The 26,531-nt window shown below is 73.2% G+C and carries 22 protein-coding genes; 15 read left to right on the top strand and 7 right to left on the bottom strand.

The features are described from left to right. From ACFV0Q_RS17265 to ACFV0Q_RS17215, 11 genes are all read left to right on the top strand, one after another. Positions 1-1,319 (top strand): acetyl-CoA carboxylase biotin carboxylase subunit family protein (locus ACFV0Q_RS17265; RefSeq protein ID WP_385006092.1); only part of this gene is annotated, 1,319 nt, incomplete at its 5' end. Then, positions 1,309-2,565, top strand: coding sequence for an MFS transporter (locus tag ACFV0Q_RS17260; protein ID WP_385006090.1), 1,257 nt, complete (start codon positions 1,309-1,311; stop codon positions 2,563-2,565). The genes ACFV0Q_RS17265 and ACFV0Q_RS17260, both read left to right, overlap by 11 nt. A 58-nt stretch (positions 2,566-2,623) precedes the next feature. Next, positions 2,624-3,952 (top strand): lysine N(6)-hydroxylase/L-ornithine N(5)-oxygenase family protein, encoded by a 1,329-nt coding sequence (locus ACFV0Q_RS17255; RefSeq protein WP_385006089.1) that lies wholly within the window; start codon positions 2,624-2,626, stop codon positions 3,950-3,952. Further along, positions 3,940-5,136 (top strand): NAD(P)/FAD-dependent oxidoreductase, encoded by a 1,197-nt coding sequence (locus ACFV0Q_RS17250; RefSeq protein ID WP_385006087.1) that lies wholly within the window; start codon positions 3,940-3,942, stop codon positions 5,134-5,136. Before ACFV0Q_RS17255 ends, ACFV0Q_RS17250 begins: the two co-directional genes overlap by 13 nt. Continuing rightward, entirely contained in the window at positions 5,133-7,433 is a 2,301-nt protein-coding gene (locus ACFV0Q_RS17245; protein WP_385006085.1) for a class I tRNA ligase family protein, read from the top strand. Before ACFV0Q_RS17250 ends, ACFV0Q_RS17245 begins: the two co-directional genes overlap by 4 nt. Next, positions 7,430-10,720, top strand: a complete 3,291-nt coding sequence (locus ACFV0Q_RS17240; protein ID WP_385006083.1) for an amino acid adenylation domain-containing protein — start codon at positions 7,430-7,432, stop codon at positions 10,718-10,720. Before ACFV0Q_RS17245 ends, ACFV0Q_RS17240 begins: the two co-directional genes overlap by 4 nt. A gap of 32 nt (positions 10,721-10,752) precedes the next feature. After that, entirely contained in the window at positions 10,753-12,312 is a 1,560-nt protein-coding gene (locus ACFV0Q_RS17235; protein WP_385006081.1) for an AMP-binding protein, read from the top strand. After that, positions 12,305-12,580, top strand: coding sequence for an acyl carrier protein (locus tag ACFV0Q_RS17230; RefSeq protein WP_385006079.1), 276 nt, complete (start codon positions 12,305-12,307; stop codon positions 12,578-12,580). The genes ACFV0Q_RS17235 and ACFV0Q_RS17230 overlap by 8 nt, the downstream gene beginning before the upstream one ends. Before the next feature lie 3 nt (positions 12,581-12,583). Beyond that, positions 12,584-13,189, top strand: coding sequence for a GNAT family N-acetyltransferase (locus ACFV0Q_RS17225; RefSeq protein WP_385006077.1), 606 nt, complete (start codon positions 12,584-12,586; stop codon positions 13,187-13,189). Further along, positions 13,186-14,250, top strand: a complete 1,065-nt coding sequence (locus ACFV0Q_RS17220; protein ID WP_385006075.1) for a C45 family autoproteolytic acyltransferase/hydolase — start codon at positions 13,186-13,188, stop codon at positions 14,248-14,250. Before ACFV0Q_RS17225 ends, ACFV0Q_RS17220 begins: the two co-directional genes overlap by 4 nt. Positions 14,251-14,304: 54 nt before the next feature. Then, positions 14,305-15,024, top strand: coding sequence for a 4'-phosphopantetheinyl transferase family protein (locus tag ACFV0Q_RS17215; RefSeq protein ID WP_385006073.1), 720 nt, complete (start codon positions 14,305-14,307; stop codon positions 15,022-15,024). A gap of 76 nt (positions 15,025-15,100) precedes the next feature. Here ACFV0Q_RS17215 and ACFV0Q_RS17210 read toward each other — a convergent pair whose 3' ends face one another. After that, complete coding sequence (locus tag ACFV0Q_RS17210; RefSeq protein ID WP_385006071.1) at positions 15,101-16,495, bottom strand: sporulation protein; 1,395 nt, start codon at positions 16,493-16,495, stop codon at positions 15,101-15,103. Between the two features lie 190 nt (positions 16,496-16,685). Between ACFV0Q_RS17210 and ACFV0Q_RS17205 the strand changes: the two genes are divergently transcribed. Genes ACFV0Q_RS17205 through ACFV0Q_RS17190 form a run of 4 tightly spaced genes read left to right on the top strand, consistent with a single transcriptional unit; the run spans position 16,686 to position 20,817 of the window. Continuing rightward, entirely contained in the window at positions 16,686-17,414 is a 729-nt protein-coding gene (locus ACFV0Q_RS17205; protein ID WP_385006069.1) for a hypothetical protein, read from the top strand. Next, on the top strand, positions 17,411-18,745 hold the full coding sequence (locus ACFV0Q_RS17200) for a UDP-N-acetylglucosamine 1-carboxyvinyltransferase (RefSeq protein ID WP_385006067.1): 1,335 nt from the start codon (positions 17,411-17,413) through the stop codon (positions 18,743-18,745). The genes ACFV0Q_RS17205 and ACFV0Q_RS17200 overlap by 4 nt, the downstream gene beginning before the upstream one ends. Beyond that, positions 18,742-19,776, top strand: a complete 1,035-nt coding sequence (locus ACFV0Q_RS17195; protein WP_385006065.1) for a serine hydrolase domain-containing protein — start codon at positions 18,742-18,744, stop codon at positions 19,774-19,776. The genes ACFV0Q_RS17200 and ACFV0Q_RS17195 overlap by 4 nt, the downstream gene beginning before the upstream one ends. Positions 19,777-19,794: 18 nt before the next feature. After that, on the top strand, positions 19,795-20,817 hold the full coding sequence (locus ACFV0Q_RS17190) for a UDP-N-acetylmuramate dehydrogenase (protein ID WP_385006063.1): 1,023 nt from the start codon (positions 19,795-19,797) through the stop codon (positions 20,815-20,817). Between the two features lie 61 nt (positions 20,818-20,878). On the opposite strand, the gene serS is transcribed toward ACFV0Q_RS17190, so the two are convergent. From serS to ACFV0Q_RS17160, 6 genes are all read right to left on the bottom strand, one after another. Continuing rightward, positions 20,879-22,156 carry a serine--tRNA ligase gene (gene serS, locus ACFV0Q_RS17185; protein WP_385006061.1) on the bottom strand — a complete coding sequence of 426 codons (1,278 nt, stop codon included), beginning with the start codon at positions 22,154-22,156 and terminating at the stop codon, positions 20,879-20,881. A 9-nt stretch (positions 22,157-22,165) separates the two neighbouring features. After that, positions 22,166-23,629 carry an APC family permease gene (locus ACFV0Q_RS17180; RefSeq protein WP_385006059.1) on the bottom strand — a complete coding sequence of 488 codons (1,464 nt, stop codon included), beginning with the start codon at positions 23,627-23,629 and terminating at the stop codon, positions 22,166-22,168. Positions 23,630-23,633: 4 nt separating this feature from the next. Then, positions 23,634-24,617, bottom strand: a complete 984-nt coding sequence (locus ACFV0Q_RS17175) for a VlmB-like protein (protein WP_385006057.1) — start codon at positions 24,615-24,617, stop codon at positions 23,634-23,636. Beyond that, positions 24,614-25,213, bottom strand: coding sequence for a flavin reductase family protein (locus ACFV0Q_RS17170; protein WP_385006055.1), 600 nt, complete (start codon positions 25,211-25,213; stop codon positions 24,614-24,616). Before ACFV0Q_RS17170 ends, ACFV0Q_RS17175 begins: the two co-directional genes overlap by 4 nt. Next, positions 25,210-25,740, bottom strand: a complete 531-nt coding sequence (locus tag ACFV0Q_RS17165) for a hypothetical protein (RefSeq protein ID WP_385006053.1) — start codon at positions 25,738-25,740, stop codon at positions 25,210-25,212. The genes ACFV0Q_RS17170 and ACFV0Q_RS17165 overlap by 4 nt, the downstream gene beginning before the upstream one ends. Positions 25,741-25,814: 74 nt before the next feature. After that, positions 25,815-26,531: acyl-CoA dehydrogenase family protein (locus tag ACFV0Q_RS17160; protein WP_385006051.1), on the bottom strand; the 717-nt coding region annotated here is incomplete at its 5' end.

Genomic DNA, 26,531 nt, shown 5'->3' with positions numbered 1-26,531 from the left:
CCCTCCCCGAGGCCTTCGTCCTCACCGGCGCCTTCCGGGTCGTCTGCCGCAACCCCCGCTACCTGGAGGAACTCGCCGCCCGCGGCCTGAAGATCCTCCTCATCACCCCCGAGGGCTACCGGGACGCCGCCGAGACCGCCCGCAAGGACCCCGACCACCCGGCCTCCCTGATCGACGAGATCGCGTACGTGGACGGCTCCCTCGACCTCGACGGCTCCTTCACCCCCGGCTTCACCGCCCGGGCCCGCGCCTGGCACGGCCGCTACACCGTGCGCGGCGCGTACGCGGTCGGCGAGACCCTCGTCGAGCAGACCGGCCTGCTGTGCGACGCGCTCGGCCTGCCCGGTCCCGGACTGCGCGCCACCCGCGTGTGCCGCAGCAAGTACCTCCAGCGCTGGTACCTCGACGCCTTCGGCCCGGCCTGCCTGGTCGTGCCGCCCGGCGGACGCGAGGACGCCGACCTGACCGCGCTGACCTACCCGGTCGTCGCCAAACCCGCCACCCGGCACTCCAGTTCGGGCGTCGTCGCCGTCGAGGACGCCGCGGCGATGCGCGTCCTGCTGGGGGAGTACCCCGCCCACGAGACCGTGATGATCGAGGAGAAGGCGACCGGCCAGGAGTACTCGGTCGAGTCCCTCGTCCAGCACGGCGAGCCCGTCTTCACCTCGGTGACCCGCAAGGAGACCACCGAGTCCGGCGCGCGGACCTTCGTGGAGCTGGCCCACTCCGTCCCGAGCGCCCCCGGCGGCCCGGACGCGGCCCTGCTCGATGCCAACCGCCGGATGCTGGACGCCCTCGGCTTCCGCGACGGCATCGCCCACGCCGAATGGCGCGTCGGCGGCGACGGCCGGCCCTGCCTGATGGAGGTCGCCGCCCGCACCCCCGGCGACGGCCTGCTCGCCCTCTACCACCTGGCCACCGGACGGCCGATGGAACCCGAGATCGTCAAGATCGCCCTCGGTGAGAGCGCCTCCTACCCGGCCCCGCGCCGCTTCACCCGCCAGGTCTACCTGGACCACGCGCCGGGGATCCTCGCCGACGTCACCCTCGACTGGCCCGGCGTGCGCCCGCAGTGGGTGGGCGAGGCCGGGATGTGGCCCGAGTGGCGGCCCGCGGACGCCGGGGACCCGGCCGCGCTGCGCGCCCTGCTCGTCCTGCAGGAGGCCGGCGCCCGGCTGCGCCCGCTCGCCAGCTCCGACGACCGGGCGGTGACCTTCCTCATCGACGCCCCGACGCCCGAGGGGCTCGACGAACTGGAGCGGGCCGTACGGGCCGCCGTCAGCGTCGTCACCGAACCGGAGGCCGCCGATGAGCACTGACGTCCGGCCCCCCGAAGCCGCCCCGCAGGCCGGGGCCGCGCCCGCCGCCCCCGGGGTGTGGGTGACCTTCAAGGAGGCCCCGCGCGCGGTGAAGACCGTACTGGCCGGGGTGCTCGTCAACCGGCTCAGCGGCTTCCTGCACGTCTTCCTCGTCCTCTTCCTCACCTCCGAGGGCTACTCCAAGGGCCGCACCGTCATCGCGCTGGGTGTCTACGGGGCCGGCGCCGTCGCCGGCTCCCTGGCCGGCGGCACCCTCGCCGACCGGCTCGGCATCCGCAGCGCCACCGTGCTCTCCATGAGCAGCACGGCCGTGCTCACCGCCGCCCTCCTCTACCTGCCCGACTTCACCCTGCTGCTCGCCGCCATCGCCCTGGTCAGCCTGGGCGCCCAGCTGTTCCGCCCGGCCTCGGCCACCCTGCTCGCCGAGCAGACCGACGGCGACCGGCAGATCATGATCTTCGCGATGTACCGCTTCGGCCTCAACGTCGGCGCGACCGCCGCCCCGCTGCTGGGCTACGCGCTCTACAACGCGGGCGGACAGACCTACACCCTGCTGTTCTGGGGCGAGGCCGCCCTCGCCCTGGCCTACGCGCTCGTCGCCCGGGCCACCCTGCCCGCCAGGCCCCGTACCCGCACCGCGCCCGCGCCGGACGCCCCGGCGGCCGCCACCGGCGGGTACGGCGCGGTCCTGCGCGACCGCCGCTACCTGCTCTACCTCGTCGCGGCCTTCTTCCACTCGGCCGTCTACATGCAGTACCTGTCCACCCTCCCGCTGTCCCTGAAGGACGCCCACATCGCGCTCTTCTGGTACACCTTCGCGGTCGCGCTCAACGGCTTCATCGTCATCGCCTTCGAGCTGCTGGTCACCAAGGTCTCCCAGCGCTGGCCCCTGAAGATCACCATCGGTCTGGGCTTCGCCCTCGTCGGGGCCGGAGTCGCCTGCTACGGGCTGCCGATCGGGCCCGCCGCCGTGATCATCGGCACCCTGATCTGGTCGCTCGGCGAGATCCTCGGCGGCCCGGCCGTCTTCGCCTACCCGGCGGGCGCCGGGCCCGAGCCGCTGCGCTCCCGCTACATCGGCAGTTTCCAGTTCGTCTTCGGCCTGGGTTCCGCCCTCGGGCCGATGGCCGGCACCTGGCTCTTCCTCCAGTTCGGCTCGCTCGTCTGGCCGCTGGTCGGTGCCTGCTCCCTGCTCGCCACCCTGTTCGGCCTGATCGCCGTACGCACGCGTCCGGCCGCGGCCTAGCGATCCCCACCCCCTCCCCTCCCTTTCCCTCACCGCAATCGAACGAGAGGTTCCGACCATGGGGCACGAGAGCTTCCGGCCCGGCATCACACACTTCCGCTGCCTGGGAGTCGGGGTGGGCCCGGCCAACCTCAGCCTGGCCTCCCTGCTGCACAGCAGGCCGGACGTACCCAATCTCTTCCTCGACCGCAAAGAGTCCTTCAGCTGGCACGACGGCCAGCAGATCCCGGGCACCACCCTGCAGGTCTCCCAGTTCAAGGACCTGGTCAGCCTCGCCGACCCCGCCAGCCCCTTCTCGTTCCTGTCGTACCTGCACGCCAAGGGCCGGGTCTACCACTTCCTCAACGCCCAGTTCGACGACGTGCCGCGGCTGGAGTTCCGCAACTACCTGGCCTGGGCCAGCCGCCGCAACGAGAACATTGTCTTCGGCGAGGGCGTCCAGGAGGTCGGCTTCGACGACGGCCTCGGCGTGTTCACCGTCCGCACCGACCGCCGCGACCTGACCGCCGAGAACGTCGTCGTCGGCGTCGGCAGCCGCCCGTGGGTGCCGCCGCAGGGCGAAGGACAGCTCGGCCCCACGCAGTTCCACGTCGCCGACTACCTGAACGCCGCGCGCGACGTCGGCGGCAAGCGGGTCGTGGTCATCGGCGGCGGCCAGTCCGGCGCCGAGGCCTTCCTCGACCTGATCTCCCGCGGCGGCTGGGAGCTGCCCCGCCGGGTCTCGTGGATCTCCCGGCGGCAGAACTACTTCCCGATCGACGACTCGCCGTTCACGAACGACCTCTACATGCCCAGCCACGCCGACTACTTCTACGGACTGCCGCGCGAGCGCCGCCAGTCGCTGAACTCCCGCAACATCCTGACCAGTGACGGCATCTCCGAGTCCACGCTGCGCGAGATCTACCAGACCATCTACGTCCACCGGTTCGTCGAGGGCAACGAGGACCTGGTCGCCCTGCACCCGGGCCGCGAGGTCTTCGACGTCAGCGCCGGCCCGTTCGGCGGCTGGGAGGTCTGCGCCCGCCACACCGGCGAGCCGGAGTCCGTGGAGCGGTTCGAGGCCGACGTCATCGTCTGGGCCACCGGCTACCGGCCCTCCGCCATGGACTTCCTCGCGCCGCTGACCGGCCGCCTGGAGCACGAGGGCGAGGAACTGCGCGTCGACGAGGACTACGCCGTCCGCTGGGACGGGCCCGCCGACCGCCGGATCTTCGTACAGAACGGGGTCCGCGGCCAGCGCGGCCTCGCCGACCCCAACCTCAGCCTCAACGCCTGGCGCAGCCGGCGCATCGCCGACCGGCTGTGCGGCGTACGCGGCGACGAGCAGCTGGCCTCCTTCATCGAGTGGTCGACCAAGGCCCCGCAGGACGAACGGTGGACCGCCTGATGCCCGCCACCGACCCGGGCGCCCCTGCCGCCTCTGCCGCGCCTTCCTCCGTCGCCGCCGACGCCGCCGAGCCCGCCGGTTACCGGACCACCGCCCCCGGCGCGGGCGGCCCCGCCGGGGCCCGCACCGACGTCGCCGTCGTCGGCGCCGGGATCCTCGGCGTCCTCATCGCCCGCGAGGTCCTCACCCGGGACCCCGCCGCCACCGTCACCGTCCTCGACCGGGACATGATCGGCTCCGGCGCCACCCGCCGCTCCGCCGGACTGCACTTCCCGCGCGGCGCCGACGACACCGTCCGCACGCTGGCCGCCGAGAGCGAGCGCTTCTACGCCGACCTCGCGACGGCCCGCCCCGACCTGCCCATCCACCCGCTCGGCATGACCGTCCTGGCCCCCGAGAGCGCCGAGGAGCGGCTGCGCGAGGTCTACCTGCCCGAGGCCAAACTCCGCTGGACCACCGAACTCCCGCCATCCATACGGAAGTTGCCCGCGAACTTCGGGGCCTGGGAGGGCGACGGCTGCCAGTACGCGGACGTCCACACCCTCACCCAGCTCCTCGCCGCCGAACTGCGCGAGCGGGTCGCCTTCCGCGAGGGCGTCGCCGTCACCACCGTCGCCGCGGGCCCCGGCGGCGCCCGCCTGACCCTGACCGGCGGCGCCACCCTGAACGCCGGGCACGTCGTCATCGCCCCCGGGCCCTGGCTCGCCGAGCCCGCCTGGCGGGAGCTCGTCGCCCCGCTCGGGGCCCGGGTCAAGAAGATCGTCGCCCTGCACATCGAGAAGCCGCCCGCCCCCGGGGACCGGGCGGTCGTCCTGCACACCGAGGACGCCTTCCTGCTGCCCTTCCACCACCGCGGCCACTGGCTGTTCAGCTACACCTGCCAGGAGTGGGACGTCGACCCCGGGGCCGTCGACCCCGCCCTCACCGCCGGCCACCTGCGCGAGGCCCGCGCCCTGCTCACCCGCTACGCCCCGGACCTGGCCGCCCACTGCCGGTCCGGCCGGGTCTTCTGCGACGCGTACGGGCCGGGCGGCACCCCGCTGGTCACCCCGCTGGACCCCTACGGCCGGCTCGTCTTCGCGGGCGCCGCGAGCGGCTCCGGCTACCGGCTCGCCCCGGCCCTCGCCGCCCGGGCCGCCGACCTGATCCCCTCCCTCCCGTCCCCGCGAAAGGCCACGACATGATCATCGCGAGTTATGACGCCGACGTCCTGGAGCAGGCCTTCGGCATCGACATGAGCGGCGTCGAGGGGCTGGGCACGGCCGCCGGCTGGGGCCGCGTCGCGCCCGGCCGCGCCACCGACAGCCACCGGCACGACGAGACCGAGCTGTTCGTCATCGTCTCCGGCCGGGGCGAGTTCGTCATCGACGGCGCCCGCTACCCGGCCGCCCCCGGCACCGTCGTCCTCTTCGAACCCTTCGAATCGCACGTCTTGGAAAACACCAGTCTGGAAAACACCAGTCTGGAGAACACCGCCGGGGACGGGGCCGACCTCGTCTTCTTCACCCAGTACTGGCGCGACGCCGAGCGGGCCGCGACCTCCGCCGCCAACCCCGTGCGCAAGGGCTTCGGCGACCGCCCCGTCTTCGTCTTCTCCACCCCGCCCACCCCCAACGGCGACCTGCACCTGGGCCACCTGTCCGGCCCCTACCTCGGCGCCGACGCCTTCACCCGCTACCAGCGCATGACCGGCGCCGAGGCCTACCACCTCACCGGCAGCGACGACTACCAGAGCTACGTGGTCGCAGCCGCCGCCAAGGACGGCCGCACCCCCGCCGAGACCGCCGCCCACTACAGCGCCGAGATCGCCGAAACCCTGCGGCTGATGGACATACCGCTCGACCAGTACACCGTCACCGACCAGGACCCCGCCTACCGCGAGGGCCTGCGGGACTTCTTCGGGAAGGTCGCCGCCTCCGGCGAGATCGCCGTCACCGAGAGCGACGCCCTCTACGACGCCACCACCGGCCACTACCTCTACGAGGCCGACGTCAAGGGCGGCTGCCCCGGCTGCGCCGCCACCACCTCCGGCAACATCTGCGAGGAGTGCGGGGAGCCCAACACCGTCGCCGACCTCACCGGCCCCCGCTCCGCGCTCTCCGAAGCCGCCCCGACGACGGCCCCGGCCGCCCGCTGGACCCTGCCCCTGCACGCCTACGCCGGGGACGTCCGCGCCCACCACCGCCTCGGCCGGGTCCCCGCCCGGCTGCGCGAACTCGCCGACCGCCTCTTCAGCCGCCCCGACCTGACCATCCCCCTCACCCACCCCTCCGCCTGGGGCGTCGAGCCGCGCGAGAGCGGCACCGACGGGCAGGTCATCTGGGTCTGGCCGGAGATGAGTTACGGGTTCCTGCACGGCATCCAGTCCCTCGGCGCCCGCCTCGGCAAGCCCTGGAAGGCCGCGGACCCGGCCGCCGACTGGAAGATCGTCCACTTCTTCGGCTACGACAACAGCTTCTACCACTCCGTGCTCTACCCGGTCCTCTACCAGCTCGCCTTCCCCGGCTGGACCCCCGACATCGACTACCACGTCAACGAGTTCTACCTGCTGGAAGGGCAGAAGTTCTCCACCAGCCGCCGGCACGCCATCTGGGGCAAGGAGATCCTCACCCCCGACACCGTCGACTCCGTCCGCTACTTCCTCGCCTCCACCCGCCCCGAGGGGACGCGCACCAACTTCCAGCGCTCCGCCTACGAGGCCACCCTCACCGACACCCTCATCGGCACCTGGCAGCAGTGGCTGAACGACCTCGGCGGCCGCGTCGCCAAGTACCACGCCGGCCAGGCCCCCGACGCCGGGAACTGGACCGCCGAGCACTCCGCCTTCCTCGCCCGGCTCGGCACCCGCCTGGCCGCCGTCACCGGGGCGCTGCAGAACGACTCCTTCTCCCTGAACCAGGCCGCCGCCGAACTCGACGGGATCGTCCGCGACACCGTCCGCTTCACCCGCGCCGAAGGCCTCCTCACCGACACCCCCGGCTGGGAGAGCGAGAACCGCACCGCCGTCGCCCTCGAACTGGCCGCCGCCCGCCTCCTCGCGCACGCCGCCGCCCCCGTCATGCCCCGGTTCGCCGCCCGGCTCGCCGCCGCCCTCGGCGCCGAAGCCCCGAGCACGTGGCCCCGTACGGTCGAACTCCTCGCCCCCGGCAGCGCCGTCGCCCTCGCCGACGCCGTGTTCTTCCAGCCGGCCCCGCCCGCGCCCCCGGCGGAGCCGGAGCTCACGCCCTGGCTCACCGGGGTCGTGCGCACCGTCCTGCGGCTGGCCGCCGACGAGGAGATCGCCCACCGCACCCTCACCCAGCTCGCGGCCGGCTCCCTCCAGGCCGTCACCGTCCAGTACCAGATCCTCGACGCCCTCGACGTCGACCTCTCCATGGACGAACTCCTGCACGGCGGCACCCTCGCGGAACTCGCCGCCGTCATCGCCGAGCGCGCCGAGCCCTCCGCCGTCGCCGCCCTGACCTCGGGGGAGGCCCGATGAACACCCGCCGCATCCTGCGCGAGATAGCCGAACGCGGACTCGCCGTCACCCTCACCGACGGCGACCTGCGCCTCCAGGGCAGCCGCGAGCGCATGGACCCCGAGTTCATCGCCCGCCTCAAGGCCGCCAAACCGGACCTCGTCGCCCACCTCGCCCGCGAGGCCGAACACGGCCCCGGCTTCCCCCTCACCCCCCTCCAGCGCAGCTACTACCTCGGCCGCAGCGGCATCTTCGAGATCGGCGACGTCGCCAGCCACGTCTTCCACGAGATCGAGGGCGACTGGGACCTCGACCGGCTCCAGGCCTCCCTCGACACCGTCGTGGCCGCCCACAGCGCCCTGCGCTCCCGCTTCCTGTCCGACGAGCGCCAGGCCACCGAGTACGGCGACCACGCCCCGCGGATCGGCGTCCTCGACCTGCGCGGCCACAGCCCCCGCCAGCAGGAACTGATCCGCGCCGAACTGCGCGAGATGCGCTCCCACCAGGTGCTCCCCGCCGACCAGGCCCCGCTGCTCACCGTCGACGCGACCATCCTCGGCGACGACGAGATGGTGCTCCACGTCGGCCACGACGGGCTCGTGATGGACGGGATCAGCATGTTCCTGTTCTTCCGCGCCTGGTGGCACGCCTACCAGAGCCCCGCCGCCGAGGTCCACGAGGAACTCCCCTACGAGGACTACGTCGCCGCCCTGGAGGCCGCCCGCGACCGCGCCCCCGCCCGGCGCTCGCGCCAGTACTGGACGGACCGCTGCGACGACCTCGCCCCCCACCCCGACCTGCCGCTGCGCACCAGCCCCGCCGCCCTGTCCGCCGCCCGCTTCACCCAGCGCCAGGTGCGCCTGGGCCGCGCGCAGTGGAGCGCGCTGAAGGACCAGGCGGCCGCCGCCGGCCTGACCCCCTCCGCGCTGCTGCTCGCCGCGTACGCGGAGACCCTGGCCACCTGGGGCGCCGGGGACCGCTTCACCCTCACCACCACCGTCGCCCACCGGCCGCCCGTGCACCCCCGGGTGTTCGAGGCCATCGGCCAGTTCTCCGACACCCTCCTCGTCGAGGCCGAGATCGACCGCGCCCTGCCCTTCGCGGAACGCGCCAAGGCCCTCCAGACCCGCCTGCACACCGACATCGACCACCGGCACTTCTCCGGCATCGAGGTGCTGAAGGAACTGGCCCGCCGCCGCGGCGGAGTGGCGGGCGCGCGGATGCCGTTCACCTTCAACAGCGCCATCGGGCACGTCAGCAGCGAGGTCGACGGCTCAGCCCTGGAACTCTTCGGCGAGGAGGTCTTCTCCGTCAGCCAGACCCCGCAGGTGTGGCTCAACGCGTTCGCGATGGAGCAGCACGGCGCGCTCGTCGTCCAGCTCGACGGCATCGACGAACTCTTCTGCGAGGGGCTCCTCGACGACCTCGCGCACGGCTACGGCACCCTCCTGGCCGCCCTCGTGGACGAATCCGCCTGGCAGCTCCACAGCTTCGACCTGATGCCGCCCGCCCAGCGCGAGCGCCGCCGCGAGGCCAACGACACCGCCGTGGCCCTGCCCGACGAGATGCTCGGCGACGCCATCGTCGCCCAGGCCGCCCGCACCCCCGCCGCGGCCGCCGTCCTGACCTGCGACCGCACCATGAGCTACGGGGAACTCCTGCACCGGGCCGCCACCGCCGCCACCTGGCTGCGCGGACACGGCGTCGGCCGCGGCGAACTGGTCGGCCTCGTCATGCGGCGCGGGCCCGAGCAGATCGTCGGCATCCTCGCGACGGTGCTCGCCGGCGCCGCGTACCTGCCCGTGGACGCCGCCCTGCCCGCCGCCCGCCAGGACTACATGCTGGCCGACGGCAAGGTGCGCTGCGTCCTGACCAACACCGGCCGGCCCGCCACCGACGCCATCGCCTCCTTCGACCTCACCCAGCCCTGCACCGGCCGCGCCGAGGTCCCCGACCGGCTCCCCGGATCCCACCCGGACGACCTCGCGTACGTCCTCTACACCTCCGGCACCACCGGCGCCCCCAAGGGCGTCATGGTGACCCACCGCAACGTCGCCAATGTCGTCGCCGACTGCCAGGACCGCTTCGGGATCACCCCCGAGGACCGGTTCATGGCCATCAGCGCCTTCAACTTCGACCTCTCCGTCTGGGACGTCTTCGGCGCCCTCGCGGCGGGCGCGGCCCTCGTCATGCCCGACCGGGACAAGGCCGTCGACCCCGCGCACTGGCTCGACCTGTGCCGCCTGCACGACGTCAGCGTGTGGAACTCCGTCCCCGCCATCGTCGGCCTCCTGCACGGCCAGGCCCGCGCCGACGGCGCCGTGCCGCCCGCGCTGCGCCTCGTCATGATGAGCGGCGACCGGCTCCCGCCCGCGCTGCCCGCGCAGCTGCGCGCGCTGATGCCCGAGCTGGAGGTGGTCTCCCTCGGGGGGCCCACCGAGACCACCATCTGGAACATCCTGCACCCCGTCGCGGAGGAGGAGGACGGCAGCGAGTCCATCCCGTACGGGCGCCCCAACGCCAACAACCGGGCGTACGTCCTGGACCGCAACGGCCTCGACGCCCCCGACTGGGTCACCGGCGAGATCGTCGCCGCCGGCACCGGCCTGGCGCGCGGCTACTGGGGCGACGCGGAGCGGACCGCCGAGCGGTTCTACGAGGACACCGCGCGCGGCGAACGCCTGTACCGCACCGGCGACCTGGGCCGCTATCTGCCGGACGGGAACATCCAGATCCTCGGCCGCAGCGACTTCCAGATCAAGATCAACGGCTACCGGATCGAGGCCGGGGAGGTCGAGACCCGCCTCGCGGCCCTCGCCGAGGTCGCCCGCGCGGTCGTCGCCGCCCAGGGCAACCGGCTCATCGCCCACCTCGTGCCCGCCGGCGGCCACCGCCCGCACCTGAACGACGTGCGCCAGGCGCTGCGTTCGGACCTCCCGGACTACATGCTCCCGGCGGCCGTCCTGTGGCACGACGAGCTGCCGCTGACCCGCAACGGCAAGGTGGACCGTACCCAGCTGGCCGCGCTCGGCGCCGCCGCGCCCGCGGAGGCCGAAGCCACCGGCGGCAGCGCCCCCGCCACCCAGGCCGAGAAGATCCTCTGCGACATCTGGTCCACCGTCCTGCGCCGCCCCGACGTCGGCGCCCTGGACACCCTCGCCTCCCTCGGCGGCGACTCCATCGCGGCCGCCCGCATCCTCACCGCCGCCCGCAAGCGCTTCGGCGTCACCATCACCCTCGACCAGTTCTCGGAGATGGACACCGTCCGCGCCATGGCCGCCGCGCTCATGCCAGGGGGGTCCCGATGACCGGCCCGCGCACGCCACAGACGGCCGCAGCCGTGACCAGGCCCGGTCCGGTCCTGGCCGGCACGCCGGGGGACGTCCCGGAGACGATCCGGCGTGTCGTCGAGCAGGTGCCGCGCGGCGGGAGCATCTCCGTCGCCCGGCTCGACGGGACCCGGACCGTTTCCCTGCGCGAGCTGTACGAGCGGTCCGGCCGACTTGCCCACCACCTGCGGAGCAACTTCGGCATCGGCCCCGGCGACCGGATCGGGATCCTCGCCGCCAACAGCCTGGAGTGGGTGCTCCTCGACCTGGCCGCGCTGCGCCTCGGCGCCCGGACGGCCGGCCTGGAGCCGGGCAAGTTCACCCCGTCCACCGCCCTCATGGACCGCTACGGCCTGCACCTGCTCTGCACCGACCAGCCCACCGACGTCCCCGACACCCTCACCACCGACGGGATCTGGGAGCTGACCGCCCCCACCGGCGCCGCCGACGCCCCGCTGCCCCCCGTCACCTGGGGCACCAAGGACGTCACCACCATCAAGTTCACCTCCGGCAGCACCGGCGTCCCCAAGGGCCTCGGCGCCACCGCCGGCAGCATCGACAGCTCCCTCACCGCCGTCCAGGAGATCTTCGAACACACCCCGGACGACCACCTCTTCGTCTTCCTGCCCCTCTCCCTCCTCCAGCAGCGCTACTGGGTGTACTCGGCGCTGCTGCACGGCCACGACGTCACCATCACCACCTACGAGGCCGCCTTCGCGACCCTGCGCCGGGTCCGCCCCACCGTGGTCATGGGCGTCCCCGCCTTCTACGAGAGCGCCCGCCGCACCATCGAGGGCCGGCTGCGCCGCTCCGCGGGCCGCACCCTGCCCGACGTGGCCCGGGCCCTGTTCGGCGACCGGATCCGCTACCTGTGGACCGGCTCCGCCCCCGCCTCGCCCGCCGTCCTGCGGTTCTTCACCGGGGCCGGGCTGCCGATCTTCGAGGGCTACGGGCTCAACGAGACGTGCATCGCCACCAAGAACCACCCCGGCGCCCACCGCGAGGGCAGCGTCGGCAAGGCCGTCCGCGGCAAGGAGATCCTGATCGGCGAGGACGGGGTGATCAGCGTCCGCAGCACCCACCCCGTCAACAACCACTACGCGTACGCCCGCCCCGGCGACTCCGAGAAGGTGTTCTCGCCCGACGGCACCGTCCGCACCGGCGACCTCGGCCACCTCGACGAGGACGGCTTCCTCTTCGTGCACGGCCGCGCAGACGACGTCATCGTCCTCGACAACGGCAAGAAGGTCATCGTCCGGCCCATCGAGGAACTGATGCGCGCCGACCCGGCCATCGCCGAATGCGTCGTCTTCAGCCCCACCCAGACCGAACTCGTCGCCGTGGTCTCCCCGGCCGTGCAGCCGGCTGACGCCGGGGCCATCGCCGCCCGGCTCGCCGCCACCAACGCCGCGACCACCCCCGACGAGCGGATCAGCCGGGTCGTCGTCGCCGACCCGCCGTTCAGCATCGGCAACGGCCTGCTGACCTCCCAGTACAAGCCCAAGCGCCCCGACATCCGGGCCGCCTACCACTCCCCGCTGCACGCCCAGGAGGCCGGAATCCATGCCTGACAGCCCGTCCGAGATCGAAGCGGCCGCCCGCGACCAGCTCTCCCTCGTCCTGATCCCCGAGGTCGAGCCCGAGGCCATCGACCCCGACGCCGACATGGTCGCCGCCTACGGCCTGACCTCCCTCAACAAGGTCCTCTTCCTCACCGAGGTCTGCGAGGAGACCGGCGTGGACCTCGCCCACTTCACCGAGCACGACCTCGCCGACATGCGCACCCTGCGCGACGTCACCGACGCCCTCACCCGCCACCACGCCACCACCGGAGTCTGAGCCATGAGCTGGAGCGAGCACGCCACCGCCGTCCTGGAGAACGACCGGGTCCGCCTCACCCCGATCACCGAGGCCGACCGCGAGGGCGTCCGGGCCGTCGCCATGGACCCCGACATCTGGCGCTACTTCGTCGCCGCCGTCGACACCGACGCCGACTTCGAGGCCTTCTTCGACACCAACCTCGCCGACCACGCCGCCGGCCGCCGCTTCGTCTACGTCATCACCGACAAGGACAGCGGCCGCATCGCGGGCAGCATGAGCTTCGGCAACATGGCCGAGGCCGACCGCCGCCTGGAGGTCGGCTGGTCCTGGCTCGGCCGCGACTTCCGCGGCCGGGGCGTCAACCACTGGGCCAAGGCCCTGCTGCTGGAGCACGCCTTCGAGGTCATGGCCGCCGAACGCGCCGAGTTCAAGACCGACGTCCTCAACGTCCAGGCCCGCCGCGGCCTCGCCAACATCGGCGCCACCGAGGAAGGCGTCCTGCGCAGCTTCAACTACATGCCGGGCGGGCGCCGCCGCGACGCCGTCTTCTACAGCGTGCTCCGCTCCGAATGGCCCGCCGTCCGCGCGCTGCTGGCGCGCGGCCCGAAGAACGCCGTACCGGCATGAGCGCCGCCACCGTCGACGGGATCACCTTCATACGGGCCGCGGGCACCCCGTACGAGATCGGCCGCATCCACGGCGAGGCCCTCGCGGCTCCGCTGCGGGCCTTCCTCGACGACGGGCTCGCCCGCCTGCGGCACCTGACCGACCGGCCCCCGACCCTGCCCGCCCTGCTGCCGGTGATCGCCGCCCACCGGGCGGCGGTCGAAGCCGCCCTGCCCGACCTCGCCGAGGAGGTGGCGGGCCTCGCCGACGGGGCGCGGATCAGCGCGGACGAGGCCTGGCTGCTGCAGATCCGCCGCGAGGTCATGGGCTACTCCACCGTCCGCGCGGGCGGCGACTGCACCACCTACGCCCGCACCGGCCCCGGCGGCCCGCCCGTCCTCGCCCAGACCGTCGACCTCAGCGGCGACCTCGACACCCACATCAGCGTCCTTCGGACCGCCCGCGCCGGCGCCGCCCGGCGCTCCCTGGTCCTCAGCTTCGCCGGCCTCCTCGGCTACCTCGGCGTCAACAGCGACGGCCTCGCCGTCGGGCTGAACCTGGTCCTCGGCGGCCGCTGGCGCCCGGGCGTCCCCCCGTACCTGGCCATCCGCCACCTCCTGGACACCGCCCGGAACACCGAGCAGGCCCTGAAGATCCTCGCCGATCTGCCCCTGGCCAGCTCCCGCTCCCTCATGCTCTGCGACCACGAGCGGGCCCTGTACGTCGAACACCTCGACGGCGACCTGCGCGTCACCGAGGCCGCCTCCCCCGGCGGACTCGCCCACACCAACCACTTCCTGCACCCGGACTTCGCCCCGGCCGACGAACTGAACGTCTTCGCCCGCAACTCCTCGCTGCGCCGGCTGCGCGCCGCCCGGGAGGGCCTGGCCGCCCTGCCCGCCGACGCGTCCGCCGAGGACCACTTCGCCCTCCTGTCCCAGCCCCCCGTGCGCGTCCCCGACCGGGGCGACATCCGCGCCGAACGCACGGTCGCCGCGGCCGTCATGTTCCCGGCGGCGGGCCTGCTGCACGTCCGGCCGGGCGACCCCGCGCGCTCCCGCACGCAGGTGTTCGCCCTGTAGGCCCGCGTGCGGGAAGGGCCGCAATCACGAAAGGCCTGTGTCCGAGAAAGGAGCATGATGGACGCATGGCTGGTCGATCTCGACCAGGTCGCCCCCACCGACATCAGCGCGCACTATCCCGAGGGCCTCACCGAGGAGGAACTGGCGCGCGGCGCCGAGTTCGTCCACGCGCGGGCCGCCCACCGCTTCTACCGTGCCCGGCTCACCGTCCGCCGCCTGCTGGCCGAACGCCTCGGCCTCGCCGCGCACGACCTGCGCATCCACTACGACCCGGCCGGCAAGCCCTACCTGCCCGACCAGCCCGGCACCCACGTCAGCTGGTCGCGCTCCGACGGGCTGCTCCTGCTCGGCGCCACCGAGACCGGGCCGATCGGCGTCGACGTGGAGCTGGTCCGCCCGTCCACCACCAGCCTGGACGTACTGACCTTCGTCTACCCGGGGGTCCCGGCGAGCGCGACCCCCGAGACCTTCTTCCACGCCTGGACCCTGCTGGAGGCCGCCGTGAAGGCCACCGGCCGGGGCCTGACCGACGGCGCCCGGGAGGTCGACCTGGACTTCGGCCCCGACGGGGCCGTCACCCTGCGCGGGATCACCGGCCACGGCGCCCTGCCCTGGCACGGCCACACCGCGCTCCAGCCCACCCGGCAGGACTCCCCGTGGGCGATGACGGCCTTCGTCTCCCGGGAGCTGCCGCCGGTCACGGTCCTGCCGTGGCCGGACCCGAAGGCCATGCCTCGTCCTCGGGCTCGGAACCACTCAGGAACCAGAGGCTGACGGTGTACGGCTCAGCCGTCGACCACGGCTCGCACACCGCCCCGTGATCGTCGGGAACTCAAACGGACAGTCAGGATCAGGAGACGGCCGCGAGTTCGGTGCGGGCGCGGTGGAGGAACTCGGCGACGGGCTTTTCCCTGTGCCAGGAGGCGATGGTCGTGGTGATGTCGGCGACGTAGTCGCGGGCGCGGGCGGAGGCGACGCGCCCGAGGATGTCAATGGCACGGTGCCCCATGGCGAGGCCTTGGTCGAGGTCGTGCTGCTGGAGATGGGTGGTGGCCAGGACGGTCAGGCGCAGGCCGACCGAGCGGGCGAAGCTGTCCGGGTTCATCGCGTCGGCCTGGGCGTTCCATCGCCAGGCCGCGGCCGGGTTACGCAGGTCGCGGTGGACTTCGACGGCATCGGAGGATAGCCGGGTGTGGGTGAAATACCGGATCCAGGCAGGTTCGTCGATGTCGTTCTCGGCCTGTTCCAGGCAGCGCTCCGAGGCGGCGAGCGCCGCCGACGCAGCCCGTGCGTCGTTCGCCTTGGCGTGGGCGCGGGCCTCGATGAGCTTGGCGAATCCCAGGACCCGGTGGCCGGCCCGCCCGCGGGCACGGTCGTAGGCGCCCTGGACCATGTCGATGGCTTCCTCGTGGTAGCCGCGCAGCAGGGCCTGGAGCGCCATGTTCGCCATGACGTGACAGCCGATGTCCACCGCCCCGCCGGCCTTGGCCATGCGCAGGGCCTGGATGAAGTGCCGCTGCGCGATGTCGTGGTGCCCCGTGTCCACCGCGCTCCACCCGGCGACGCGTGCGAGTTCGGCGGTGACCGCGAACAGGCCCCGGCCGACATCATTGGTGTAGGAGCCGTGCAGGAGCGGGACCGCCCGGCGGGTGAGGCAGTGGGTCACCGAGGAGGCCCGCCAGGTCCCGCCGCCGTACTTCGAATCCCACCGCTGCGCTTCGTCGGCGGCCTGCCAGAGCTCTGCGAGATCCTCCCGACCGATCCGCCCGCTGCCGTGGTGGGCAGCGCCGGGGTCGACGGGCACACCGAGCCAGCGCGTGACGGGGGCGGCGTACGCGCCGACGGCGAAAGCCTTGCCGATGAAGGCGCGGCGGTCCAAGTGCTCCACGGTGCTCCAGAAATTCACGGCGTGACGGACTGCCTTGGCGGTGTCCCGCGGGAAATCCAATCCGAGTTCCGCCGTGTTCTCGCGCACCTGGCTCATGGCGATCTCGGCGACGTCGACGGGCCGGCCGAGCCGTTCGCCCAGCGCACGCGCGATCAGAGCGGGCACCGGTGCCTTGGGGGCCATGCCGCGGCGAGTCCAGTTCACGACACTCGTATGGGTGTAGGCCACGTGCAGCCCGGCCTGCCCGGCGAGTTCATTGACTCGGCGGGCCAGGGCGTGGTGGCTCATGCCGCTGAAGGTGAGCAGGTGCTCCAGGGCGAGGTTGGGCGGCTTGGCCCGGCGAGGGGTCGGGGCCATCACGGGCACCTCCTTCACGAAGACCCGGCCACGGCGGAGCGTGCCCGTATCCGGAGCAGCAGGGTAGGTCCACAGCACACAGCCTGCGGCGGGTTTGTGAGTTGTGAGCCCCCCTTGTGAGCCTGCCCAGTCCCAGGACAGCGGCGGTTTCCTGGATCCATCCCACCGGCCATCCGGCACAGGAGCCGCCATGAGCCCCACCTTGCTCACCCCCGCCCGGGAGTCCGAGACCGCCGCCGACGAAATCACCCCCGCCTACTACCTCCGCCACGACCAGCTCGGCACGTACGTCACCGGCCTGCTGGTCCGCTGCACCACCGTCTTCGACATCAAGCCCACTCTGACCGACGACCTCGACCACCCCTCCCGGCACGGCCTGACCGGGGGAGGCGTGATCGAGGAGGGTGCGCACGTCACGGGCACGGTCATCGTCCAGCCCGGCGCCCGCATCGAGGCGGGCGCCCGGGTCGTGGGCCCCGTCCTGGTCTGTGAGGGCGCGGTCGTCGCCGCAGGCGCCTACGTCCGCGACCATGTCGTGGTCGGGCCGCGGACCCAGGTCGGGTTCGGCGCCGAGATCACCCGCAGCCTCCTCGGTGCCGAGGTGTTCGCCAAGCACGCCTGCTTCGTCGGCGACTCGATCGTCGGCTCCGGCGTCAACTTCGGCGCGTTCTCCTCCACCACCGGCCTGATCGCCGGCGACGGCCCGGTCACCGAGCCCGCGACGCGCGAGATCACCGTGTCTCTCGGCGGCCGCAAGTACGGCACCGGGCAGACCAAGTTCGGCGCGGTCGTCGGCGACGGCGTCACGCTCTGCGCCGGAACCGTCCTATGCCCCGGGACGCTGATCGGCCCCGGAACCGTCATCTATCCGCGTACCCAGCTCGGCGGCTTCATGCCCGCAGGCTCCCGGGTTCGGTGACCACCGTGACCACCATCGCGACACTCACGCCCCAGGCCGCCGACGGGCAGGTCATCAAGGTCACCGGCGGCCACCCCCTTATGGGCCGGATCCGCGTCCAGGGCAGCAAGAACGTGGCCCTGCACCTGTACGCCGCCGCCCTTCTGGCCGAAACCGAACTTGTTCTGCACCGGGCGCCTGCGATCCTCGACACCGGAGTCTGCGCGCAGATCCTCACCCACACCGGCACCCACTCCCACGCCCCGGGCGACGGCACCTTCCACGTCATCCCCACCCCGCGCCTGCGGCCGGTCATCCACCACGACCTGGGCGCGAAGGTCCGCACCACCGCGGTCCTGGCCGCCGCCGTCCTCGCCTGCGCCGGATCTGTCGACTTCCCCGTCCCCGGCGGGGACGCCTTCTGCCCGCGCCTCATCGACCGCCACCTCGCCGCCATGGAAGCCGTCGGCGCGGAGGTCACCGTCGACGAGCACGGTCGCACCATCCACGCTGGCCTTCCTGCCGGCCGCGAGCTGCGGCCGTTCCGCGTCGACGTCGCCACCCCCTACGGCCCCTCCCTCGGCGCCACTGTCACCGCGCTGCTCCTTGCCGCCCGTGTCCCGGGGGAGTGCCTGATCACCAGCCCGAGCATCGAGCCGGAGGTCACCGAGACCGTCCGCTTCCTCGCCGAGCGCGGCGTACGGGCCGCCTGGGACGACGAGGGCCTCCACGTCCACGGCGTCGACGGGATCGAGGGCGGCCGGTTCACGGTCGCCGGGGACCGGACCGAGGCCGCCACCATGATCATGGCGACCGCAGTGACCGGCGGCACCATCGACCTCGACGGCATCACCCTGCCCGAACTCCCCGACGCCCAGCGCCAGGTCCTCGCCGACGCGGGCCTCAACCTCACCTCCCACTGCGGCGGGATCCGTGCCGCCGTCGGCGCGGGCGGACTCCGGGCGGTGCGGGCCCGGACCGGCCCGCACCCTGGCCTGCCCACCGACACCGCCCCGCAGCTCGCCGCCCTGCTCACCCAAGCCGTCGGCACCAGCCACGTCTTCGAAGCCGTCTACCCCCGGCGTGACACCCACGTCGCGCCCCTGCGCGCCTTCGGCGCCGACATCGCCTCCACCGGCCAGGACATCCGTATCCACGGGCCGGCCCGGCTGCGGGCGGCCGACGTGCAGGCGGCGGACATCCGGGCGGTGACCGCCCTGCTGATTGCCGCCCTCGCGGCCGACGGCACCTCTACGATCGGCGGCATGTACCACCTGGCCCGCGGCTACGGCCGCCTGCTGCCCAACCTGGCCGCGCTGGGTGCCGACATCACCACCACCGCGGAGGCATGAAGCCGATGACGCTCGTCCCGTTCACGTCCGACGACACCGCCCGCCTCGCCGAAGCTCTCGACCAGGCTGTCGCCGACGGCGCCACCCCCGGCGGCGTCATCGCCCTCGGCACCCTCGGCGACGGCCCCCCGCGCTTCCTCACGGCCGGGCGCATCGCCGACGAACTCGGCGACGCCATCCCAGGCCCGGACACCGTCTACGACATCGCCTCGCTCACCAAGGTCGTCGCCACCTGGCCTCTGGTCTGCCGGGCCCTCGACGCCGAAGTCCTCGCGCGCACGGCCCCGGTGCGCGACTTCCTGCCCACGATCGACGGTCCGGCGCCCAGCGGGGAGGCCACCATCGAGCAGCTCCTCACCCACACCGCCGGTCTCAAGGCCTCCACCCGCCTCGACCACTACCGCGGCGCCGACCGACCCCTGCATGAACTCCTGTGCCACGAACCCCTCGAAGACGAACCCGGCGCCCACCGGTACGTCAACCGCGGTTACATCCTCCTCGGCCTGGCCCTCGCCCACGCCCACGGCTGCCCGCTCGACGAACTCGGCCGCGCCCTGTGGGACGACCTCGGCATGACCGGCACGACGTACGGTCCCGTCGCCCGAGGACCGCAGGTCGCCCCGACCGAGCGCCGCATCCTGGGCGCCCCCCGGATCTGGGGCATCGCGCACGACGACAACGCCGCCCTTCTCGGCGGCGTCGCCGGCCACGCCGGAGTCTTCTCCACCGCTCGCGACCTCGCCCGCTACGCCGAATACCTCATCGCCCCCGCCAGCCGCCTCCACGGCTGGCTCCGCGCCTCCACCCTGCCCTTCGCCCCGATCGAGACCGGCCTCGACCGAGGCCTGTCCTGGATCTGCGCCCCCGGCAACGTGGCCTACCACCACGGCTTCACCGGCACCAGCCTCTACCTCAACCCGGGCTCGGGCCGCTACCTCGCCATCCTGACGAACGCCGTCTACCACGGCGAAGCCCGCAAGAGGATCGCTCCCCTCCGTGCCTTCGCCCTCAAGACCATCACCGCCACCTGACCAATCGGGAGGCCCACCATGGGGCAGCACCAGCTGTCCGACCACACCACGCTGCGCCTGGGCGGTCCCGCACCGCTCTGGCTCAGCCACAACCATGACGCCGACTGGCCCGACCTCGCCCGCACCGCCGTCGGCCACCCCGAGCTGCCGTTCACGCTCGGCGGCGGCAGCAACTCCCTCGCCGCTGACGACGGCACCACACGGCCCGTCATCCACATGGCCACCCGCGGCATCCGCACCCACCACCTCGCCGACGACCAAGTCGAGGTCACGGTCGCCGCCGGCCACCCGCTCGCCGACCTTGTCGCCTCCACCGTCGCCGAAGGACTCTCCGGCATCGAATACCTCGGCGGGATCCCCGGCACCGCCGGGGCCGCACCGGTCCAGAACGCCGGAGCGTACGGCCAGGAGATCGGCGACACCCTGGCCGCCATCACCACCCACGACTGGACCACCGGCCGCACCGCCCGCATTCCCGCTGCCGAGTGCCGACTCGGCTACCGCACCAGCGTGTTCAAGCAGGTGCCCGGACGGTGGACGATCCTCTCCCTCACCCTCCACCTGACCCGCTCCACCGTGGCGGCCCCCGTCACCTACCAGCACCTCGCCACAGCCCTCCGAGCCCCACTGGGCAGCAGGCCCCCGCTTGCCGAAGCCGCGGCGACCGTCCTCCACGACCGCGCCGAGCGGGGACTGCTTCTACCCGAAACCGGCCACGACGCCCGTCAGGCCGGCTCCTGCTTCCTCAACCCCACCGTCACCGACGACCAGGCCGGTGCGTTACGCAGCCAGGGGGCCCCGGTCTACCGCACGCCCGCGCATACCTGGCGGGCCAGCGCGGGATGGCTGCTGGAGGCTTGCGGCTACCGGACCGGAGCCGAGGTCACCCGCGGCGTCCGCTGCTCCACCCGCCGTACCCTCACCCTCACCGCCCAGGCCGAAGCCACCGCGCACGACTTCCGCACAGCCCTGGAGGAGATGGCCGCGCGCGTACGCACGGCCGCAGGTCTCGACCTCTACCTGGAGCCCGTCCTTGTGTGATCGGACCTCTCACTCGGGGATGAAGTCCAGGCACTTGGCTGCTTCGAGCGGGCCGAGGGACTCAGGACGAGCTGACCACCGGCGTCCCGTCCGGGGCGATCGCCGAGAAACCGGTGTACGGGACCAGCGCGGGCGGCACGGCGACCGAGCCGTCCGCGCGCTGGTACTGCTCCAGGATCGCGACGAGCGTACGGCCGACCGGCAGCGCCGAACCGTTGAGGGTCGCGGCGAACGCCTTGCGCCCGTCGCGGCCCGGGACCTTGATGCCGGCCCGGCGGCCCTGGAAGTCCCCGCAGTCGGAGCAGGAGGAGATCTCCCGGTAGGTGCCCTGGCCCGGCAGCCACACCTCGATGTCGTACGTGCGCCGGGCGGCGAACCCGAGGTCCCCGGCCCGCAGTTCCACCACCCGGTGCGCGAGCCCGAGCCGCCGCAGCGCCGTCTCGGCGTGCCCGGTCAGCAGCTCCAGCTCCTCGGCGGCCCGCTCGGGCCGGCAGATCCGTACCAGCTCGACCTTCTCGAACTGGTGCAGCCGCACCAGCCCCCGGGTGTCGCGCCCGTACGAGCCGGCCTCCGCCCGGTAGCAGGGCGTGAACGCGGTCAGGGCGAGGGGCAGTTCGCCCTCCTGGAGGGTCTCCCCCCGGTACAGGTTGACCAGCGGCACCTCGGCCGTCGGGATCAGCAGCAGGTCCCGGTCGGCGGCGGTCGTCAGGAACAGGTCGTCCTCGAACTTCGGGAGCTGCCCGGTCCCGGTCATCGTCTCCCGGGTCACCAGGTGCGGCACCCCGTGCTCGGTGTACCCGTGCTCGGTGGTGTGCAGGTCCAGCAGGAACGAGGCCAGCGCCCGTTCCAGGCGGGCCCCCGCCCCGCGGGTCACCGCGAAGCGGGAGCCCGACAGGCGGGCCGCCCGCACCTGGTCCAGGATCCCGAGGCCGGTGCCGATGTCCACGTGGTCGCGCGGGGTGAACTCGAATCCCGGCACCTCCCCCCAGACCCGGCGCACCACCGGCGGATCCTGCTCGGTCCCGTCGGGGACGTCCGCGTACGGCAGGTTGGGCACGGCCAGCAGCAGCGCGGACAGGCCCTCCTCCGCCCCCCGGAGCTCCTCCGACACCGACCGCAGGCGCTCCTTGGCCTCCTGCATCCGGGCCCGGGCGGCATCGTCGGGGCGGACGCCGCTGCGCGCGGAGCGGTTCTGCTCGGCCCGCAGCTTGTCCCGCTCGGCGATGAGCCGGGCGCGCTGTTCGGTCAGGTCGCGCAGGGCGACCCGGTCCAGCCGGTGTCCGCGTCGGGCCAGGGCGGCGTGGGCCTCGTCCTGGAGCAGGGTGTGCGGGTCGTGCATGACGGGCTCCTAGTCCTCGAAGGTGTCGTGCGCCGCGGTGGCGACCGCGCGGTAGCGCTCCGGCGCCCGGGCCCGCAGCCACCCGGCGTAGCCGAGCCCGCCGAGCGCGGCCCCGACCATCAGCCAGGGGATCCGGTTGACCCAGACGGAGGTGGTGCCGGTGACCAGGGGAAAGTTGTCCAGCAGCAGTACCAGCGCGCCCACCAGCCCGAGGAGGGCCAGGGCGGGGGCCAGCCGGGTGCGCCACCAGTGCGCGTCGGGATGCCGCCGGAAGAACACCAGCACCGCCACGGCCACGGCCGCCTGGAGACCGACGATCCCGACCGTGCCCAGCGCGAGCATGGTGGTGGCGAGGTTCGTGTACGGATGCGCCCCCGCCAGCGCGAACAGGGCGCAGACCACGGCCGTGGCCACCGACAGCACCACGCTCGCCCGGTACGGGGAGGCGTGCCGCGGGTGGATCCGGGCCAGCGAGGCGGGCAGCACCCGCTCGCGGCCCAGTACGAACAGGTACCGGTTGGCGGCGGTGTGCAGGCCGAGCAGGGCCCCGAACAGGCTGGTGCACAGCAGCACCTGCATCACGCTCGTCGCGAAGGTGCCGAGGTAGTCGTCGGACAGGTGGAAGAACAGGTCGCCGAGTTCCCTCCCGGCGGTGTCCGCGACCCGGTCCGCGCCGACCGCCCCGACCGCCGCCCAGCTGATCACCGCGAAGAAGACGGTGATGAGGACGACGGAGGTGTAGGTGGCGACGGGCACGCTGCGCTTCGGGTCGCGGCTCTCCTCGCCGTACAGCGCGGCCGCCTCGAAGCCCACGTAGGAGATCAGGGCGAACATCAGGGCGACGCCGAGGCCGGGGGAGAAGACGGTGTCGGGCCGGAAGGAGGCGGCGGGCAGGGTGTCCGTGCCGTGCCGCACCCCGATGGCCAGCGCGAGCAGGCCCAGCACCGCCACCTCGGCGACCATCAGCACCGCCAGCAGCCGGGCGCTCAGGTCGATCCGCCGGTAGCCCATGACCGCCGTCAGCGCGAGCGCCCCGCCCGTCCACACCGGCCAGGGCACCGCCAGGTGGTGGGCGGCGGAGACCAGTTCGGCGAAGTACCCGAAGGCCCCGGCGACCCCCGCGACCGCCGCCGTGTAGGCGACGACGGCGGTCAGTCCGCCCGCGACGGCGAGCGGCCGGCCCAGGCCCTGCCCGATGTACGTGTAGAAGCCGCCCGCGCCGACCACGTGCCGGCTCATCGCCGCGTAGCCGACGGAGAAGCACAGCAGGATCAGCCCGGCCAGGGCGAAGGTGGCGGGCACCCCCGCCCCGTTGCCGATGGCGTAGGCGAGGGGCACCGAGCCCACCACCCCGGACATCGGGGCCGCCGCGGCGACCACGAGGAACACGATCCGGGGGGTGGTCAGGGTCCGGCGCAGCGCGGGCTCTTTGGCCTCGCGCACGTCCGCTCTCGCGGGGATCGTGGACGTCACCGGATCACCTCGGGTGGTTGCGGATGATGTCGACGGCCTCCGGGATGCCCATGTACGGCAGCCGCACCTCGGCCATGTCGTCGGTCCACTGCTCGGCGAGGTCGTAGCGCTGCTTCGGGGTGGTCTCCAGCAGCTTGCAGCCGGGGAAGACCTCGTAGCCGTCGAGGAGTTCGGCGTGCGCGAACATGCCCTGCTGGAACAGCTCCTCGCGCTCCAGCACGAACTCCTCCGACGGCAGCTCGTCCCACAGCCGGCGCCCGCGCCGGATCAGCTCGATCAGCCGCGGCCGGTACGAGGGGGTGCGCGCCAGGTGCTCGCGGACGATGGAGCTGCCGACGGTGAGGTGGCGGATCTCGTCGATGGACGCCCCGCGCGCGATCTCGGCGGCCGCCGGGTCCAGCAGCGTCCACTTGCGTTCGCTCAGTTCGGCGGCGGGCGCGAGGACCCCCTCGATGACGATGGTGAACACCGCGACCGCGCCGATGAAGTCGCCCTCGTCGCGGACCACGGAGGTGGCGAACTCGGCGATCGGGTTCAGCACCCGCTTCGTGTAGTCGGCGCCCTGCTCCTTGATGAAGTCCAGCAGCCCGGCCCGGGGCACCCCGAGGTCGGTGAGGTGCTTGCGGAAGATCATCGCGTGCCGGGCCTCGTCGATCACCTGGGTGGTGAAGAACTCCTGCTCGACGACGCCCGGCGCGCCGATCACGTAGTGCGAGAGCACCTCGACCGCGCGGGTCTCGGCCAGCGAGCGGTTGCCCAGCTCCAGGACGAGGGCCTGGCGCAGCGGCCCGTCCTCGCGCATGTACGCGGGGGTCCCGGCGTCGTGCCCGGCCTCGGCCCGCCCGCGCAGGGTGCCCTGGGCGACGGCGGACAGCCAGTACCCGAGATCGCACTCGTCGGCGGTCAGGGTCATCTCCTGGGCGCCGTCGAGCAGGTTGGGCGCGCGGTCCCAGTCGGCCTCGACGGGGATCTGCGGAACGGTGGTCATGACACAACCTCACTGGGAGAGACGGAAGCGGCGGGAGCGATGGAAGCGGCGGGGGTGACGGCGGCGCTGTGCATGCGGCCGGCGAAGCTGAGCATCGGGGAGTCGACGGTGTGGTTGCCGCCCGTGACCTCGGCGAGGAGCATGTCGTGGTCGCCGACCTGGTGCCAGCCCAGGACCCGGCAGGCCATGTGGGCGAGGCTGCCGCCGAGCAGCGGGGCCCCGGTCAGCGGGTCGGTGGACCAGTCGAAGCCCTCGAACTGGGCGTCGCCGAGGGGGCGTCCGGGGTTGGCGAAGCGGCGGGCGACGTCGTTCTGCGCCGAGGCGAGGACGTTCACCGAGAACTTGCCGGCCCGCCGGACCATGGCGGCGAAGGTCGAGGTGGGCCGCAGGCAGGCGCCGAGCACGAGCGGGTCCCGGGACAGGGTGACCACGGCGCTGGCGGTGGTGCCGTGCCGGACGCCGTCGCGGCTGACGGTCAGCACCGTCACGCTGGAGGCGAGCCGGCGCAGCGCGAGGCGCGCCGCCTCCGGGTCCTCGTACCCCTCGGCGGGCGCGGAGGGGGAGCGGTCGGTGAGCCAGGTGGGGTAGCGGCTCACCGGTTCACCCCGACGGCCGGGGCGGTGGCGGCGATGGTCGCCGGGTGCTCGTCGTACGGCAGCGGGACCGGGCCGTCGGTGGCCGAGCGGCGCCGCAGCATCGCCGCGACCTGGTCGACCAGCGGCGTGTCCTCCGGCTCGAAGGGCAGCCCGAAGGGCTTGAGGAAGTTCCCGAAGACGCCGCGGTCGCCGAACACGTGGAACGGCAGGGCCAGCAGCGCCCACTCCGGGCCGATCAGCCACATCCACAGCAGGCCGACGGCGGCCACGCTGAGCAGGCTGTGCATCGTGTTGTAGAGGACGTAGTACGCCTTCGGGATCCGCCCGTCGGCGCTGCGCCGGTAGGCGATGGCCCCGGGGATGTAGCCGATGAGGTCGATGTAGAGGAACAGGCCGATCGCCGCGAACCAGTTGATGTCCAGGAAGTGCCACAGGATGAACCCGATCGTCACGGCGAAGGCGACCAGGTACTCGGCGCGGTGCAGGTTGAACGTGACCGGTGATTCCACCGGGTTCTTGATGTCCATGAGGGGTGTTGTCCTTCCGACGGGCGGTCAGGCGTGCGGCGTGCGGCCGGGCGCGGGGGGTCCTGCGGAGGGGGTCAGGACAGCCGCAGCGGGCCGCCGGCGAAGTAGTCGGCCAGCTCCGCGGCGACGCTCGCGCGCGACGGCGGGTGGAAGGCCAGGGCGCGGACCGCGGAGGAGAGGTACGCGACGTCGCCCGAGCGGATGTAGGCCATGCCGCCGAGCATCTCCACGGCCTGGTCGACGGTCTGGGCCAGGAGGTCCTGCGTCGCGTAGCGGGCGGTGAGCACCGCGGCCACCGCCTCGTCGCCCTCGGTGCCGTCCTCCAGGGAGCGGGCCGCGCCCTCCACGAGGGAGACCGCCGCGTCGAGCCGTACGGCCAACTGCGCGCGCTCGGCGGCCGTACCCCGGCTGCCTTCCAGCACCTGCGCGACCAGCGCGGACGCGGCGCCCACGTAGGAGGAGGTGGCGAGGAGCTCGAACCAGGTGAACCCGGCGGTCTGGAGGTCGTCGAGCCGGTCGGCGTCCTCGGGGGTGCTGTGGATGACCAGGTCCTCGGGCACCACCACGTCGGTGAGCCGCACCTCGTGGCTCTGCGAGGCGGCCAGCACGGGCGTGGCCCAGAACGGCCGGGTCTCGATGCCGGGGGAGGACGCCGGGATCAGCATCAGGGCCAGCCCCGAGCGCCCGTCCTCCTGCGTCACCTGCACGCTGGCCGTCAGCACGTCCATCGAACCGGACAGGCTGCACGGCTTCTTGGAGCCGTTGACCCGGTAGCCGCCGGGGATCCGCTC

The sequence above is a fragment of the Streptomyces sp. NPDC059564 genome, assembly GCF_042735575.1.
Taxonomy (GTDB): domain Bacteria; phylum Actinomycetota; class Actinomycetes; order Streptomycetales; family Streptomycetaceae; genus Streptomyces.
This window is presented reverse-complemented; position numbering and strand designations above follow the sequence as displayed.

What these genes read in the sequence shown, in the direction of transcription:
- ACFV0Q_RS17260 (WP_385006090.1), top strand. Translation starts at nt 1,309, where the DNA reads ATGAGCACTGACGTCCGGCCCCCCGAAGCCGCCCCGCAGGCCGGGGCC.
- ACFV0Q_RS17255 (WP_385006089.1), top strand. Translation starts at nt 2,624, where the DNA reads ATGGGGCACGAGAGCTTCCGGCCCGGCATCACACACTTCCGCTGCCTG.
- ACFV0Q_RS17245 (WP_385006085.1), top strand. Translation starts at nt 5,133, where the DNA reads ATGATCATCGCGAGTTATGACGCCGACGTCCTGGAGCAGGCCTTCGGC.
- ACFV0Q_RS17240 (WP_385006083.1), top strand. Translation starts at nt 7,430, where the DNA reads ATGAACACCCGCCGCATCCTGCGCGAGATAGCCGAACGCGGACTCGCC.
- ACFV0Q_RS17230 (WP_385006079.1), top strand. Translation starts at nt 12,305, where the DNA reads ATGCCTGACAGCCCGTCCGAGATCGAAGCGGCCGCCCGCGACCAGCTC.
- ACFV0Q_RS17225 (WP_385006077.1), top strand. Translation starts at nt 12,584, where the DNA reads ATGAGCTGGAGCGAGCACGCCACCGCCGTCCTGGAGAACGACCGGGTC.
- ACFV0Q_RS17220 (WP_385006075.1), top strand. Translation starts at nt 13,186, where the DNA reads ATGAGCGCCGCCACCGTCGACGGGATCACCTTCATACGGGCCGCGGGC.
- ACFV0Q_RS17215 (WP_385006073.1), top strand. Translation starts at nt 14,305, where the DNA reads ATGATGGACGCATGGCTGGTCGATCTCGACCAGGTCGCCCCCACCGAC.
- ACFV0Q_RS17210 (WP_385006071.1), bottom strand. Translation starts at nt 16,495, where the DNA reads ATGGCCCCGACCCCTCGCCGGGCCAAGCCGCCCAACCTCGCCCTGGAG.
- ACFV0Q_RS17205 (WP_385006069.1), top strand. Translation starts at nt 16,686, where the DNA reads ATGAGCCCCACCTTGCTCACCCCCGCCCGGGAGTCCGAGACCGCCGCC.
- ACFV0Q_RS17195 (WP_385006065.1), top strand. Translation starts at nt 18,742, where the DNA reads ATGAAGCCGATGACGCTCGTCCCGTTCACGTCCGACGACACCGCCCGC.
- ACFV0Q_RS17190 (WP_385006063.1), top strand. Translation starts at nt 19,795, where the DNA reads ATGGGGCAGCACCAGCTGTCCGACCACACCACGCTGCGCCTGGGCGGT.
- serS (WP_385006061.1), bottom strand. Translation starts at nt 22,156, where the DNA reads ATGCACGACCCGCACACCCTGCTCCAGGACGAGGCCCACGCCGCCCTG.
- ACFV0Q_RS17175 (WP_385006057.1), bottom strand. Translation starts at nt 24,617, where the DNA reads ATGACCACCGTTCCGCAGATCCCCGTCGAGGCCGACTGGGACCGCGCG.
- ACFV0Q_RS17165 (WP_385006053.1), bottom strand. Translation starts at nt 25,740, where the DNA reads ATGGACATCAAGAACCCGGTGGAATCACCGGTCACGTTCAACCTGCAC.